Annotated in this window: 16 protein-coding genes; all 16 read right to left on the reverse strand. The window is 53.0% G+C overall.

Annotated elements, in window-relative coordinates; translation table 11 throughout:
• Positions 1-7: 7 nt before the first annotated feature.
• Complete coding sequence (gene trpA, locus QMO62_RS08325) at positions 8-820, reverse strand: tryptophan synthase subunit alpha (protein ID WP_284640209.1); 813 nt, start codon at positions 818-820, stop codon at positions 8-10.
• A complete protein-coding gene (trpB, locus tag QMO62_RS08330; RefSeq protein ID WP_284640211.1) occupies positions 807-2,012 on the reverse strand; it encodes a tryptophan synthase subunit beta in 1,206 nt (401 codons plus the stop codon). The genes trpA and trpB overlap by 14 nt, the downstream gene beginning before the upstream one ends.
• Positions 2,005-2,688, reverse strand: coding sequence for a phosphoribosylanthranilate isomerase (locus tag QMO62_RS08335; protein WP_284640213.1), 684 nt, complete (start codon positions 2,686-2,688; stop codon positions 2,005-2,007). The genes trpB and QMO62_RS08335 overlap by 8 nt, the downstream gene beginning before the upstream one ends.
• 7 nt (positions 2,689-2,695) lie before the next feature.
• Positions 2,696-3,499 carry an indole-3-glycerol phosphate synthase TrpC gene (gene trpC, locus QMO62_RS08340; RefSeq protein ID WP_284640214.1) on the reverse strand — a complete coding sequence of 268 codons (804 nt, stop codon included), beginning with the start codon at positions 3,497-3,499 and terminating at the stop codon, positions 2,696-2,698.
• Positions 3,489-4,538 (reverse strand): anthranilate phosphoribosyltransferase, encoded by a 1,050-nt coding sequence (gene trpD / locus QMO62_RS08345; protein ID WP_284640216.1) that lies wholly within the window; start codon positions 4,536-4,538, stop codon positions 3,489-3,491. Before trpD ends, trpC begins: the two co-directional genes overlap by 11 nt.
• Positions 4,539-4,571: 33 nt before the next feature.
• Positions 4,572-6,107 (reverse strand): anthranilate synthase component I, encoded by a 1,536-nt coding sequence (gene trpE, locus QMO62_RS08350; RefSeq protein WP_284640218.1) that lies wholly within the window; start codon positions 6,105-6,107, stop codon positions 4,572-4,574.
• A gap of 316 nt (positions 6,108-6,423) precedes the next feature.
• Entirely contained in the window at positions 6,424-6,801 is a 378-nt protein-coding gene (aroH, locus tag QMO62_RS08355; protein ID WP_284640220.1) for a chorismate mutase, read from the reverse strand.
• 3 nt (positions 6,802-6,804) lie between these two features.
• Complete coding sequence (gene aroB, locus QMO62_RS08360; RefSeq protein WP_284640221.1) at positions 6,805-7,902, reverse strand: 3-dehydroquinate synthase; 1,098 nt, start codon at positions 7,900-7,902, stop codon at positions 6,805-6,807.
• A gap of 17 nt (positions 7,903-7,919) precedes the next feature.
• A complete protein-coding gene (gene aroC / locus QMO62_RS08365) occupies positions 7,920-9,083 on the reverse strand; it encodes a chorismate synthase (protein ID WP_284640223.1) in 1,164 nt (387 codons plus the stop codon).
• Positions 9,084-9,311: 228 nt separating this feature from the next.
• Entirely contained in the window at positions 9,312-9,476 is a 165-nt protein-coding gene (locus QMO62_RS08370) for a hypothetical protein (protein WP_284640224.1), read from the reverse strand.
• A gap of 84 nt (positions 9,477-9,560) precedes the next feature.
• Positions 9,561-10,343: a CheR family methyltransferase gene (locus QMO62_RS08375; protein ID WP_284640226.1), complete on the reverse strand. Its 783-nt coding sequence runs from the start codon at positions 10,341-10,343 to the stop codon at positions 9,561-9,563.
• 36 nt (positions 10,344-10,379) lie between these two features.
• Positions 10,380-10,823, reverse strand: a complete 444-nt coding sequence (gene ndk, locus QMO62_RS08380) for a nucleoside-diphosphate kinase (protein WP_284640228.1) — start codon at positions 10,821-10,823, stop codon at positions 10,380-10,382.
• Positions 10,824-10,925: 102 nt separating this feature from the next.
• On the reverse strand, positions 10,926-11,900 hold the full coding sequence (gene hepT, locus QMO62_RS08385) for a heptaprenyl diphosphate synthase component II (protein ID WP_284640229.1): 975 nt from the start codon (positions 11,898-11,900) through the stop codon (positions 10,926-10,928).
• Positions 11,897-12,760 (reverse strand): menaquinone biosynthetic enzyme MqnA/MqnD family protein, encoded by an 864-nt coding sequence (locus tag QMO62_RS08390; protein ID WP_284640231.1) that lies wholly within the window; start codon positions 12,758-12,760, stop codon positions 11,897-11,899. Before QMO62_RS08390 ends, hepT begins: the two co-directional genes overlap by 4 nt.
• Positions 12,720-13,352, reverse strand: coding sequence for a UbiX family flavin prenyltransferase (locus tag QMO62_RS08395; RefSeq protein ID WP_284640233.1), 633 nt, complete (start codon positions 13,350-13,352; stop codon positions 12,720-12,722). The genes QMO62_RS08390 and QMO62_RS08395 overlap by 41 nt, the downstream gene beginning before the upstream one ends.
• On the reverse strand, positions 13,349-14,191 hold the full coding sequence (locus tag QMO62_RS08400) for a UbiA-like polyprenyltransferase (RefSeq protein WP_372516662.1): 843 nt from the start codon (positions 14,189-14,191) through the stop codon (positions 13,349-13,351). Before QMO62_RS08400 ends, QMO62_RS08395 begins: the two co-directional genes overlap by 4 nt.
• Between the last annotated feature and the right edge of the window lie 4 nt (positions 14,192-14,195).

The raw sequence follows: 14,195 nt of genomic DNA on the forward strand, positions 1-14,195 counted from the left end.
AGTGCTATTACTCTCCCACTAATTCTCTCACAAAATTGCGAATTTGCAAGAGTCCCTGCGACTTTGTTTGCTCCGAAGCAAGGAGTGGAAGCACTTCCTCCACTTGTCGGACCAGTGCGCTGCCCACAACGATCCCGTCGCAGGTCTCTGCAAAACGAACGACCTGCTCCCGATTCGAGATCCCGAAACCGACGGCGATCGGCAGATCCGTTACACTTTTTACCGTCTTCAGGAACTCATCCACTCCGCTATGAAATTCGCTTCTAGTCCCCGTAACCCCTAACGAAGAGACACAATATACGAAGCCCGACGCACGGGAGACGATCCGCTGAATTCGCTCGTTTGAGGTAGGAGCTACAAGCGGAATCAGGTGAAGCCCATGCTTCTCCGCCAGCTCGCGAACCTCCTGGTCCTCCTCCATCGGCAGGTCGGGAATGATGAGTCCGCTGATTTCATTTTCCTTTAGGATAGGGAATATACGATCCAGCCCCATTTGCAGCACCGGATTGTAATAGGTGAACAGGACAAAAGGCAGCTCGCAGCCTTCCTCTCTTGCCTGCTTCGCCGCATGAATCACGTCCCGGATGGAGATCCGGTTCGATTTCAACGCACGGCCGGAGGAACGCTGGATCACCGGACCGTCGGCAAGCGGGTCGGAATACGGTACTCCGAGCTCTACGATGCTGGCTCCGCCCTTCTCCAGCTCCTTGATAATATCAATGGAAGTGCGAACGTCGGGATCACCAATGGTCAAAAAGGGAATGAATGCCGTTTGCCGCTTCTCCCGCAGCTCGGCGAATTTTTGATCAATGCGATTCATTCGAATTCCCCCCCAAATATTTCATGATTGCTTCGACGTCCTTATCTCCGCGGCCCGACAAGCTGACCACAATGATTTCATCCTTATTCATCGTAGGAGCCAGCTTCATCGTTTGAGCGATCGCGTGAGCGCTCTCGAGTGCCGGAATGATGCCTTCCGTGCGGCTGAGGAGCTGCAGCGCGTCCAATGCTTCCTTATCGGTAATCGGTACGTATTCTGCACGGCCTGTATCCTTCAGATACGAGTGCTCCGGTCCGACGCCTGGATAATCCAGCCCGGCCGAGATCGAATGAGCCTCTTGTACTTGTCCGTACTCATCCTGCAGCAGGTAGCTCATCGAGCCTTGGAATACCCCGTGGCTTCCCTTGGTCATCGTGGCGGCATGCTCTTCCGTTTCCACACCTTTACCTGCCGCCTCAACACCGATCAGACGCACCTTCTCGTCATTCACGAACGGATAAAACATACCGATCGCGTTCGAGCCCCCGCCAATCGCCGCCACAACGGCATGAGGCAGCCGGCCCTCCAGCTCCAAAATTTGCTTGCGGGATTCGTCGCCGATAATGCGCTGGAAGTCGCGAACCATCATCGGGTAAGGGTGCGGACCTGTAGCCGAGCCCAAAATATAGTACGTGTCTTCCACATGGCTGACCCAGTAGCGGAGCGTTTCGTTACATGCATCCTTAAGCGTCCGGGTGCCGGAGGTTACGGGCACTACCTCAGTGCCGAGCAGGTTCATCCGGAACACATTGAGCTGCTGACGCTTTGTGTCCTCCTCGCCCATGAATACCTTGCATTCAAAGCCCAGCAGAGCTGCGACCGTTGCGGTAGCTACACCGTGCTGTCCTGCGCCGGTTTCCGCGATGATTTTTTTCTTCCCCATCCACTTGGCGAGCAAGCCTTGACCGAGTGCGTTGTTGATTTTGTGTGCGCCGGTGTGGTTGAGGTCCTCGCGCTTCAAATAAATTTTCGCTCCGCCCAAATGCTCGGTTAAACGTCCTGCGTAATAGAGAGACGTCGGTCTTCCGGAGTAACGGTGCAGCCAGTAATGGAGCTCCTGCTGGAATCTTTCGTCCTTCGAATATTTTTTATATGCCTCTTCCAGCTCGATCAATGCGTTCATAAGCGTCTCGGGAACATAACGTCCGCCGAACTTCCCGAATCGTCCTTGCTCATCCGGTCCGTTAAACATTGGCCTTCACCCTTTCTACGAAACTGCGAATTTTATGAATGTCTTTGGTTCCGTCCGTCTCCACTCCGCTTGAAACATCAACCCCGTCAGGACCATACGTATGCAGCAGGTCCTGCACATTCTCCGGATGAAGTCCCCCTGCAACCAGCAGCGGAATCCCAGCTTCCCGGCACCATGCCTGATAAGGCGGTATCGTATCCCAGGCAAAGGTTTTCCCTGAGCCTCCGCCATATACCGGATCAAACGTATCCAGCAGCACTCCGTCAATATAGGGCTGAAACGGTTCGAGCTGAGCGCTCACCTGCTCCTTCGTTAGGGAGGACTCCGATTGGCCGGCAAGCGACCAAACCTTCAGCACTTTTGCGCCGGGGAAAGCTTCCTTCACCGCACGGCAAAACTCCGGACTCTCCTGCCCGTGCAGCTGAATGATATCCAAAGGGGCAGCCGTCATAATCGCTTGAAGCTCCTCTATCGCCGGGTTCACGAACACCCCCACCGCCTCAGGCTTTCCGGATTTCCCCGTCTCCCGAAGTACACGTAGGAGCTCCGACGCTTGCTCCACTGTTACCTGGCGCTTGCTTCGGGCAAAGAGGAACCCGATATGGTCGACGGGAAGCGAAGCGACCGAACGTACCATATCGGCCGTCTGCAGCCCGCATATTTTCACACTTGGCATGATGTGGCTACTCCTTTACAGCGTCCGTGCGGCTGCCCAGCAGATCGTATACCGCCTCGGTTACATTCGGCTGACGCATGAAATGCTCACCCACTAGAACGGCTTGAGCTCCGATGGATTGCAAATAACCGATCTCCTCTGCCTTGGATATGCCGCTTTCGCTCACTACAGTCACGCCCTTCGGAATATGGCGGGTAAGCTCCTCGGTCGTTTTGAGATCCGTCACGAACGTCTTCAGGTTCCGGTTGTTGATGCCGACGAGTGTCGGATGGAGCTCTAGCACCCTATCCAATTCTTCCTTGTCGTGTACCTCGATCAGTGTATCCAGATCGATGGAGGAAGCAATTTGGCTGAACTCCTTCATCTGAGCAGTAGTGAGGATCGCTGCGATAAGCAGAATGGCATCCGCGCCGATGACGCGCGCTTCATAAATCTGATGCGCATCAATCGTAAAGTCCTTCCGAAGCAGCGGGAGTCCGACGGATTTTCGGACCTGAGTCAAATAATCGTTGCTGCCCTGAAAGTACTGTACATCGGTCAGAACGGAAATGCAGTCCGCCCCTGCCGCTTCGTACGCCTTGGCAAGACCTACCGGCTCAAAATCCTCACGAATCAGTCCTTTGGACGGTGAAGCCTTCTTCACCTCTGCAATCAAACCCATGGGGCGCTTGCGCCCTGCAGTCAAGGCTCTTTCAAAACCAAGACAGGGGGGGAGCGATGCAATCTGCTTCTCCATCTCCCCGATGGTTACCTTTTCTTTCAGTAAGGCAACCTCCTGCTGCTTCGTTGCTACAATTTTATCAAGAAACATGGCTCATATCTCCTGTACATTGGACTAACTGCTCCAGCTTTTGCAGCGCAAGGCCGCTGTCGATCACCTGCGCCGCTCGCTGTACACCCTCCTGCAACGAGCCGCTAAGCCCCGTCACATAGAAGCATGCGCCCGCGTTAGCGAGCACGACGTCGCGGCAGGCTCCCTTTTCCCCGGCAAAAATGCTGCGGATGATCTGCGCGTTATGGACCGCGTCCCCGCCGACCACTTCCTTCAGGCTGTACGTTTTCAGCCCCAGCTGCTCAGGCGTAATTTCATAGGTTTGAATGTGGCCTTCTTTCAGCTCCGTCACTTGAGTAGGCGCCGAGATACTGATCTCATCCAAGCCGTCGAGACTTGCAACAACCAAAGCTTGCTTTACGTTCAACGCCTGCATCACCCATGCCATCGTCTCCGTCTTGCTCCGGTCGAAGATTCCCAGCACCTGGCGATCCGCCCCAGCCGGATTCGTAAGCGGGCCCAGCAAATTAAACACCGTACGCACGCCAAGCTCCCTGCGAGGCACCGCTACGTGCTTCATCGATTGGTGGTACAGCTGAGCGAACATGAAGCAGATGCCTACCTGCTCCAGGCAGCGGGCCGCCTGCTCTTGATTCAGCTGAATGTTCACGCCGAGCGCCTCCAGCACGTCCGCGCTGCCGCTGCGGCTCGACATCGCCCGGTTGCCGTGCTTCGCAACTCGAATCCCTCCGGCTGCCGCAACGATAGCGGAGGTTGTCGAGATATTGAACGTATCCGCTCCGTCCCCACCGGTACCGCACGTATCCAGAAGGTTGCTTTGCTCCGTCAGTACCCGATTGGACTTGGCGCGCATCGTTTCGGCGAATCCGGTAATTTCCTCTATCGTTTCGCCCTTCATGCGAAGCGCGGTGAGCAATCCGCCGATCTGGGAAGGCGTCGCCCCGCCCTCCATAATGTTCGACATCACCTCACGTGCTTCATCACGCGTCAAGTGCTGCATGCTGACAATTTTTTGAATGGCTTGCTGTACGGTTAACGGTTGTACTACCTGTTCCATATCCTCGCCCCCCATGTAATGAGTAAATCAATCCTATTGATAATAATCGTGATTGATCAGCGCATAGGCCGGTTTCTTAGGTGTAAATACCGCCTCCGCCATGCGAATCGCCTTCAGCATGCCTTTGGCCTTGTTTACCGTTTCCTGATACTCGTTCTCAGGCACGGAGTCCCATACGATCCCCGCACCAGCCTGCACATAGGCTTTTCCGCCTTTGAAAATAATCGTCCGGATCGTAATGCACGTATCGAGATTGCCGGAGAAGCCAAGATATCCGATCGCCCCGGCATAAGCTCCGCGGGCTTCGTTCTCCAGCTCCGCAATGATTTCCATCGCCCGAAGCTTCGGAGCGCCCGAAACCGTACCCGCCGGCAAACAGGAAATGAACGCATCGAAAAAGTCCTTATCCTTTGCAATCTTGCCTGTCACGTTCGAGACGATGTGCATTACGTGCGAGTATCGCTCAATCTGCATGAACGTATCGCACTTCACCGTGCCGAATTCGCTGACGCGCCCGATATCGTTGCGTCCGAGATCCACCAGCATCAGGTGCTCCGCCCGCTCCTTCTCGTCAGCCAGCAGCTCCTGCTCCAGCGCAAGATCCTCCTCCGTGGTCCGACCGCGCGGACGTGTACCGGCGATTGGTCTTGTCTCTACCTTCTCGTCCTCGACGCGGACAAGCAGCTCCGGGGAAGTACCTACAATGACTTCGTCGTCCATCTTCAAGCAGTACATGTAAGGCGAAGGATTGAGCGTGCGAAGAATGCGGTATACCTGCAGCGGCTGCACCTCCGTCTCGATCTCGAAGCGTTGGGACAGCACCACCTGAAAAATGTCGCCGGCGCGAATATATTCTTTGGCTGCATTCACATTGTCGATGAATTGCTCCTTCGTCAGGTTGGATTTCACCTCGCCAAGCTCCACATCATCGGGAACCGGATTGTGGGAGGCGACCGGCAGCGGCTTTTTCAGCCTTTCGATGGTGGCATCGATTTTCGCACATGTGGCTTCATAAGCAGCGAGGATTTCAGCATCCGTCCCTTGCGGTGGGATGTGCACGTTCGCAATCACCTTCAGCTGCTGTTTGAAGTGGTCGAATACGATGACCTGATCGCAGAACATGAATTGGAGGTCATTCATCTGCAGATCATCCTGGCGGTGCTTCGGAAGCTTCTCATAATACTGCAGCAGATCGTAGCCGAAGAATCCGACGGCCCCTCCTGTGAAACGAGGCAAATCCGGCAAAGAAGGACTCTTATAATGCCTTAGCAGAGCTTTAAGCACCTCAAGCGGCTTCTCGGAGGACTCCTTCGTCCCTTCCGGTCCTTCCAGTCGTGTAACCCCGTTCTTCGTCTCCAGCAGCAGGAAAGGATCCGTACCGATGAAGGAGTAACGAGCCCACTTTACCCCGCCCTCAACGCTCTCCAGCAGAAAAGCTCGTTTTTCCTGATAAAACTGCTGAAACACGCGAATCGGCGTTTCCGTATCCGCCAGCAAATGGCGAACAACCGGGATCAGGTTATACTCTCTGGCCAGGCGAATCACTTCTTTGGCTTCCGGTGTGTACATCGTCATCTCTCCTCTTCTCGTCTCTTCCTTGACTTAGCCTCATATTCGTGAAAAACAAAAAACCTCTACCGCAAAGTAGAGGCGTTAATTAGCCGATAGGAAATAATGGTTATGAAAGGTATGGCAAAATATGCCGTGAGGGGCTAAAAGGAATATATATAATTGCATAATCCTAACCCTTACACCCTCAAGGAAACCTTCCGATAACGGATCCTAACAATCAAACTCGGCTCAACTCTACTCGTCTTCACTCTACTCAGCTCGGCTCACTGACTGTGCTCCACAATCAGCAGTTATCTATACTATACTATCTGACTTATGCACTTGTCAATTTCGATAAGTCGGGACGCAGGCGCATCGCATCTTTTAAATACACGTGCTGCATTTCCGCCTGACTTTTCTCCGTGTTCACCATCACCATGAGGCGGATACAGAGCGGGAGACTGCCCTCAACCGGGATTTCCAGCGAGCACATAAGAGGAACAAGATCCCAGCCCGGCATTTGGCGAATGGCCATGGCCGGGAACGTCGCCGTCAGATCCTGGGTAACGGTTACGAAGACACTGGCGATATCCTCCGGAACGATCTCGTTCTCTGCAATAATTTGATGAAGCAGCTCCGTGGTTGCGGATAAAATTTCGTTCTTTTCATTATTCACAACTGTAGTAGCACCGCGAATTCCCCGTACGTACATGTGTCAGTCCTCCCGTTTTAGTTGTTCTACGACCTCGCGAACCCATTGCGCAGGTACGTTCTTGTTGATTTCAACCTTCCCGATGTCGGTTGGAATGATAAACGTCATTTGACCTTCTTGGAACTTCTTGTCATGCATCATAGCGCGCATGATTTCATCCGTATCCAGGTGCTCCGGAAGCTTCGTCGGAAGACCGACCGCCTTCAGTACGCGTTTGGTTTTCTCGTAAATGTACTCCGGATGGCCCAAGCGAAGGGATAACTTCGCAGAACCTACCATCCCGATGGAGATCGCTTCTCCGTGGAGCAGCTCGCCATAGCCGGCAACCGCTTCAAGCGCGTGTCCGATCGTATGCCCTAGGTTGAGAATCGCACGCAAATCGTTCTCCCGCTCATCCTGGGAAACAACCGCCGCTTTCACGCTGCAGCCCACGTATAAGCCATATTGCAAGGCTTCCGGATCCAAACCGACCAGCTTGGCCGCATTGGCCTCACACCAGTCCGTAAACGCGGCATCCCAGATCAAGCCGTGCTTGACCATCTCCGAAAGTCCGGCGCGAACCTCGCGATCAGGCAGTGTCTGTAGAGTAGCCGTATCATAGAGAACCATCTCCGGCTGATGAAACGCACCGATAATATTTTTGGCGAGCGGATGGTTCACCGCCACCTTACCGCCGACACTGCTGTCATGAGCAAGGATCGTCGTAGGCACCTGAACGAACCGAACACCGCGCATGTAGGAGGCGGCTACGAAGCCCGCCAAATCGCCAACGACACCGCCGCCCAGCGCAACGACCGTCGATTTGCGGTCCAGCCCCGCTTCAAGAGCGACGCCGACGATTTGCTCCAGCACGGACAACGACTTCGACTGTTCCCCAGCATCGGCTATATAAGTGGCCGTACGGAAGCCGGACTTCTGCAGTCCGGTCTCCACTTTGGACAAGTGATGCGCCGCCACTTGAGCATCCGTTACGATTAATAACGGGGAAGCTTTGCTTATTCCGTGCTTTTCGAAGTACGGCCCGATATTGTCGATGAGACCCTCACCGATATAGATCGGATACGACCGAGCGCCCAGATCAACTGTCAATTCCTTTATCATCAGCGGTTCCCCACCCATCAATAGCTCTTTACTTGCGCCAAGAAGCCCTCATAATTTCTGCGGGTTTCCTCTAAGGAATCGCCGCCGAACTTTTCCATGAACGCGCGGGCAACCTCCCATGCGACCACATTTTCCAAGATAACGCCCGCCGCAGGTACCGCACATGCATCGGAGCGTTCCACTTGTGCCGTGAACTGCTCTTTCGTATCAATATCCACGCTCTGCAGCGCCTTGTACAGCGTGGAGATCGGCTTCATCACCGCGCGGACCACGATAGGCTCCCCTGTCGTCATCCCGCCTTCGAAGCCGCCCGCACGGTTGGATGCGCGGTAGAAGCCGCGCTGCTCGTCATGCATAATTTCGTCATGCACCTGGGAGCCCCTGCGCTTGGCCGCTTCGAACCCGATGCCGAACTCCACACCCTTAAACGCTTGAATGGAGAGCACCGCTTGAGCGATCCGGCCGTCCAGCTTGCGGTCCCACTGTACGTGGCTGCCGAGACCTACTGGTACACCTTCAATGATACATTCGATGACACCGCCGAGCGTATCTCCGTCTTCCTTCGCCGCATCGATCGCTGCAATCATTTTTTCTTCCGCCGCTTTATCGGTTACACGCACCGGAGACTCCTCGGTTACGCGAATCAGCTCATCAATCGGCATCTCCTTGCGCTCTACCTCTACCTCGCCGATGCGGATTACTTGTCCGGCCACCTTGATGCCGAATTCCTTCAGCAGCTGGCGAGCCATTGCCCCGACAGCTACACGCATCGTCGTTTCTCTGGCGCTGGAACGCTCGAGAATGTTGCGCAGGTCGCGCTGGTTATATTTCAAGCCGCCGTTCAAATCGGCATGACCCGGACGCGGACGGTTGACACGGCGCTTCGTTTCGTCACTGCCCTCGATCGGCTCAATGTTCATGACAGACGTCCAGTGCTTCCAGTCGTTGTTTTCAACGACCAGCGCTATGGGCGCTCCTGTAGTTTTCCCGTGGCGAACGCCGCCGACAATATTCGCCGTATCCTTTTCAATCTGCATGCGCCGGCCGCGGCCATAGCCCTTTTGTCTTCTTGCCAATTGAAAATTGACTTCTTCAAAGTCAATCGAAATATTGCTCGGAAATCCTTCAATAATGGTCGTAAGCTGCGGACCGTGTGTTTCTCCAGCGGTTAAGTATCTCACCAATATGTCCCCTTTCATCCTATCCCGTGTCTTTCCACGTTCCTTCACGCTTTAGCGCTTTTATGTACAACAATGGTAACATTATAGTACAGCAACCCCGGTTTGACAATAAATATACCCGATTTGGGCATAAAAACTCCCTTTTTCTGCTGAAAGCAACAAAAAAAAGCGCTGCCTAAGGCGTTAGCCTTGGACACCGCATAGCCTGCGGCTTGCGCCGCCGCGTGCTTATCCGTTCACCGATTGCTTTTTGAACCCCAAGGGTCTCTCCTGCTTATCCGGCTCGTTCACAAGTCCCAAGATCTGCATGGAGTCAATCCCCAGAATTTGTGCACATTCCTGCATCGTAATAAAACCTCGGCGGTAAGCTGTTATGACCTTTCGTTTATCCATGACGCTCCTCCTGCCTACCTGTAGGCACATCTCTAAAGCTGCTACATAGCCTTAGTATAGGAAGGTCTGGAAAGGTTTATTCAATTACTGGGATATTTTCCTATAGAAGAACGTATCCGCAGGCTCCATTCCGTATTGACCCGGAGAGAATATTTGCTCCGTGCTGCCGACAAATAAGAGTCCTCCCGGCTTCAGGGCGTTCGCAAACTTCTGGTACAGCAGATGCTTAGCCTCTTCCGTGAAATAAATCATTACATTGCGGCAAACGATCAAGTCGAATTGAGTATCGAACGTGTCCGTCAATAAATTTTGCTTCTGGAAACGAATGCTTTTCTTCAAGCTATCCGCAATATGATAGGTCAAGTTTTCTTGACGGTAATACTTCTTAAGATAACCCGCCGGCACATCGCGAACCGAACGATCCGCATATACGGCTTTTTTCGCTTTCTCCAGCGCCCCTTCATCAATATCCGTAGCCAGCACAAGGCTGTCTTGAAGGGCATTCAGCTCGGATAAAATCATGGCTAGCGTATAGGGCTCTTCCCCTGTCGAGCAAGCCGCACTCCAGCACTTCAGCTTGCGGGATTTGCGGAGCATCTCCGGAAGAAACCGCTGCTCGAGCACCTCCCAACGATTGGGATTGCGCCAAAACTCCGACACATTAATCGTCATCCGATCCAGAAATTCATAGAACAGTTCCTTATCCTTGGTCATCGCATCAAAAAACGCGGCAAAGCTGTTATACCCCTTCTTCATCCGGAGCGTCGTCAGACGGCGCTTCATCTGCGCTTCCTTATACTGTGCCAGATCGATGGACGTATAATCCTTCACCTTCTTGATGAACAGAAGAAAATCCTGGTCCTCCATGCTGATCCTCCTGCCTTTAGCCCGTATGGTAGCTCACTAAATCCAAGTTTGAATGGCTCGGCTGTAGTCCAGCAATTCTTCTTTGGCAAAATAGATCGCAATCTCACGTTCGGCGTTCTCCGGGGAATCCGAGCCGTGAATTAAATTAAAGTTCGTATGTACGGCGAAATCACTCCGAATCGTGCCTGGAGCCGCTTCCAGCGCATCGGTTTTGCCGATCATATGCCGCGAAAGGGCGATAACCCTGTCCCCTTGCCATACCATAGCAAACACTGGCCCCGAAGTAATGAATTGGACAAGCCGATCGTAGTACGGCCTCCCGTAATGCTCCACATAATGCTGGGCCGCCAGCTCCGGTGTAACCATAATCAGCTTGGCTGCCGCCAGCTGAAAGCCTTTCCGCTCGAATCGGCTGACAATCTCACCAATCAGCCCGCGCTGAACGCCATCCGGCTTTACCATTAACAACGTGCGTTCCATGACCCATCCCTCCCTAATGCAATTCTTCTATGTATATGGTAGACGGAAGCCGCTATGCTTCCTGAATTCACTATACCACAGCTTTCCTAGTCTGATAACACATTAATAGGACCGATTGCCTACAAAATGGGCGATGCTGATCAAATCCTTCTTCGCCTGAATATCCGGCAGGCCCTCCAGGGCAGCTATGGCCTTATCAATATAACGCGAAGCTAAGCTTTCCGCACGCGGGATACCGGAGCTGCCCCGAATCAGCTTCAGGAAATGACTGACATCGCATTGTCCGTCCTCCTGTTGAATGCGGTTCAATTCCCGCAGCAATTCCGGTCTAAGCTCTGGATCCTGAAGAGCATAAATGACAGGAATGGTCACATTCCCCTGTTTGACATCGCTGCCGGGCGGCTTGCCGATTTCCTTCTCGGTTCCGCACAAATCGAGCAGGTCGTCACGAATCTGGAACGCCATACCGACATTGTATCCGAACGAATACAGCTTACGCGCATTGGCTTCGGAGGCTTCCGCCGCAATCGCTCCAAGCTGACAGCTGATAGCGATCAGCAATGCCGTCTTCCTCTTGATGCGCAGCAAATAATCGCGCACCGACTGCTCTGCATGGAAGAAGAAACGGATTTGTTCCATTTCCCCGATCGACATCTCCACAAGGGCATTGGACATGATTTGATGAATTGCGGGATTCGGCAGCTGAGTTACAATGCTGAGCGCTTTGGCAAATATGTAATCGCCGGTATACATGGCAATCCGGTTATCCCACTTGGACCTGACGGTCAATTGGCCGCGTCTGGTGCTGGCATCGTCAATGACATCATCATGCACTAGCGAAGCCATATGGATCAGCTCGAGCGGTACGGCCACATGCTTCACACGATTCAGGTCGTAGGTACCGAACTTGGCGCCGAGAAGGACGAACACCGGTCGGATCCGCTTCCCTCCCGCCTTCAGCAGATGAAGCGAAGCCTCCCGCAGCAGAGGATGCTCTACATCAATGCTGCGCTCCAGCTCCTTTTCGATAAAGCCGATATCTTTTTTTAGCTTGGCATACAAATCCAACAATTTCATTCCGTCACCTGTACCGTTATTTTATCGTTCCAGATTTGCAGCGGCACATCCCGCTTCAAAAATCCGAGCTCTTTGGCATACTGATAATATAGCTTCAGCCCGTCCTGCTGCGAAGGACCGAAATCATAGCATAAATTCTTGAAATAACCTTCCCAGTAGGTTGGCGTGCCTCCCAGCAGCTTCTGAGCGTCCTGAACAAGCGAAGTCAGATCGGCCAAGGACTTTCTCTTGCTTTCCATAAAGCCGTCAAACACACGTTTCACCAAGTCCGGGAGCTCCCGTACCGTTTGTTTGCGGATGGCGCAAACGGCGAAGGACATCCCGAGCCCCGTCCACTTGGTCCATTCCGTCGCAAGATCCGTAACCAGATAACCTTGCTCCTCCCAGCTTGCACGGATGGCATGATCGCCAATCAGCAGCCCGGCATCGGCCGACTTCATCATCGTTTCCAAATGCGGCGGAGAATCTACATAAGAAGGCTGAATCCCATAAAATTTCGTCAAAATGATCTTAAGCAAATTGATCGACGTCGCCGAAGTCGTCGGTAATGCAATGGTTGCGTCCGACAGCTGCTCCAAAGGAACTCTGTGGAACAACAGGATCGACTTCACTTCTCCATACGCGCTGACGGACATATCCGGAAGCAGCATGTAGTCGTCAAAGTGCTCTCCGTAAGCAAAAGAGGATATGGCGCTGACATCAATCTCCCCTTGAGCCAGCGCTTTATTGAGGCCGGTAGGCACTTGCTGCACTATTTTTAGCTCGCTGCCGAACGAAGTTACGGGAAAATAATAAAACAGCGGCCATACGTTCGTGAAATCAATCCGCCCGATGCGAATTTCCCGCTGGTTCTTGTTCATATGTCATACCCCATCTTTTAAACAATTGATGATCCAAATCCATGATGTCCAATACTTTGCCGACCAAGAAATCAACGATATCTTGAATCGTCTGCGGATGCTGATAAAAGGCCGGCATTGCGGGCACGAGCTTCACACCCATGCGGGCCAGCTTCAGCATATTTTCCAGGTGAATGGCATGAAGCGGCGTTTCTCTGGGCACAAGAATGAGCGGACGTCCTTCCTTCAGCATGACATCCGCCGTACGTTCAAGGAGGTTGTCCGAGGCTCCGTTCGCTATCGCCGACAGCGTCCCCATGGAGCAAGGAATAATAACCATCCCCTTGGTACGGAAGGAGCCGCTGGCCGTACTCGCGCCTACATCCTGAATAGGATGATACTGCAGCTTCCCCGGCAGTCCTTCGAATTCCCGGTTCAACGTATCGGCTCTGCGGCCGGTGTCCCAGCCGAGCTCCTCCTTCAGCACCCTCCATCCCGCATCTGTAATGATAAGGTGGATATGCTCCCCTTGCGACAGCAAAAACCGGCACAGCCGAACGCCATATGCCGCTCCGCTGGCGCCGGTCAAGCCGATGACCCATGGTCTCGTCATCCGTGATGCACCACCAAATCAATTAACGTAAAGACGAACACCACAATGCTGAGAATACTGTTCAAATGGAAAAAAGCGATATTCACCTTCGTTAAATCCGTCGGTTTTACGATCCAATGCTCGTACATGAGAAGTCCCGTAGCGATGAATACGCCGATTAGGTACCACCAGGTCAGATCCGTCAAGAAGAACAGGGCGAAAAATGCAAGAGCCGTAATCATATGAAACGACCTGGCGATCTTGAGCGCCTTCACCGTACCGAAACGACTAGGAATGGAGTATACGCCTTCCTTCCGGTCAAACTCCTCATCCTGTGTAGCATAAATAATATCAAAGCCGGCCAGCCAAAAGACGATAGCAACATAAAATACGATCGCCGGGAAGGAAATCTCATTGGTGACGGCCACCCAGCCGCCCAGCGGGGCAAGCGCAATCGTCATGCCTAATACCAAATGACACGCCCATGTAAAGCGCTTGGTATAGGAATAAATCACCAGAAAAAACACGGCGATCGGCAGAAGCTTCATGGACAGCGAGCTTAAATTGGATGTTGCCCAAAACAACAGGAAAAAGGATAAAATAACATACATAATAGCTTCCTTCGAAGAGATTAAGCCGGCAGGAATTGCTCTGAGTGCCGTACGCGGATTTTTCCCGTCGATCGTCTTGTCAATAATCCGGTTAAGACCCATAGCCGCTGTTCTGGCCCCTATCATAGCGAGCGTGACCCAGCCGATTTGCGCCCAGCTGGGCAAATGTCCTAAAACGACGACGGATCCTAGGAGAGCACCCATGAAGGCAAACGGCAGAGCAAAGATGGAATGCTCAAATTTAATCATTTCC

Origin of the sequence: Paenibacillus silviterrae, from assembly GCF_030167925.1 — a bacterium.
Lineage (GTDB): Bacteria > Bacillota > Bacilli > Paenibacillales > NBRC-103111 > Paenibacillus_G > Paenibacillus_G silviterrae.

Excerpts from the sequence above, each read along its gene's own strand:
- trpA (WP_284640209.1), bottom strand. The coding sequence starts at position 820 with ATGAATCGCATTGATCAAAAATTCGCCGAGCTGCGGGAGAAGCGGCAA.
- trpB (WP_284640211.1), bottom strand. The coding sequence starts at position 2,012 with ATGTTTAACGGACCGGATGAGCAAGGACGATTCGGGAAGTTCGGCGGA.
- QMO62_RS08335 (WP_284640213.1), bottom strand. The coding sequence starts at position 2,688 with ATGCCAAGTGTGAAAATATGCGGGCTGCAGACGGCCGATATGGTACGT.
- trpC (WP_284640214.1), bottom strand. The coding sequence starts at position 3,499 with ATGTTTCTTGATAAAATTGTAGCAACGAAGCAGCAGGAGGTTGCCTTA.
- trpD (WP_284640216.1), bottom strand. The coding sequence starts at position 4,538 with ATGGAACAGGTAGTACAACCGTTAACCGTACAGCAAGCCATTCAAAAA.
- trpE (WP_284640218.1), bottom strand. The coding sequence starts at position 6,107 with ATGTACACACCGGAAGCCAAAGAAGTGATTCGCCTGGCCAGAGAGTAT.
- aroH (WP_284640220.1), bottom strand. The coding sequence starts at position 6,801 with ATGTACGTACGGGGAATTCGCGGTGCTACTACAGTTGTGAATAATGAA.
- aroB (WP_284640221.1), bottom strand. The coding sequence starts at position 7,902 with ATGATAAAGGAATTGACAGTTGATCTGGGCGCTCGGTCGTATCCGATC.
- QMO62_RS08370 (WP_284640224.1), bottom strand. The coding sequence starts at position 9,476 with ATGGATAAACGAAAGGTCATAACAGCTTACCGCCGAGGTTTTATTACG.
- QMO62_RS08375 (WP_284640226.1), bottom strand. The coding sequence starts at position 10,343 with ATGGAGGACCAGGATTTTCTTCTGTTCATCAAGAAGGTGAAGGATTAT.
- ndk (WP_284640228.1), bottom strand. The coding sequence starts at position 10,823 with ATGGAACGCACGTTGTTAATGGTAAAGCCGGATGGCGTTCAGCGCGGG.
- hepT (WP_284640229.1), bottom strand. The coding sequence starts at position 11,900 with ATGAAATTGTTGGATTTGTATGCCAAGCTAAAAAAAGATATCGGCTTT.
- QMO62_RS08390 (WP_284640231.1), bottom strand. The coding sequence starts at position 12,760 with ATGAACAAGAACCAGCGGGAAATTCGCATCGGGCGGATTGATTTCACG.
- QMO62_RS08395 (WP_284640233.1), bottom strand. The coding sequence starts at position 13,352 with ATGACGAGACCATGGGTCATCGGCTTGACCGGCGCCAGCGGAGCGGCA.
- QMO62_RS08400 (WP_372516662.1), bottom strand. The coding sequence starts at position 14,191 with ATGATTAAATTTGAGCATTCCATCTTTGCTCTGCCGTTTGCCTTCATG.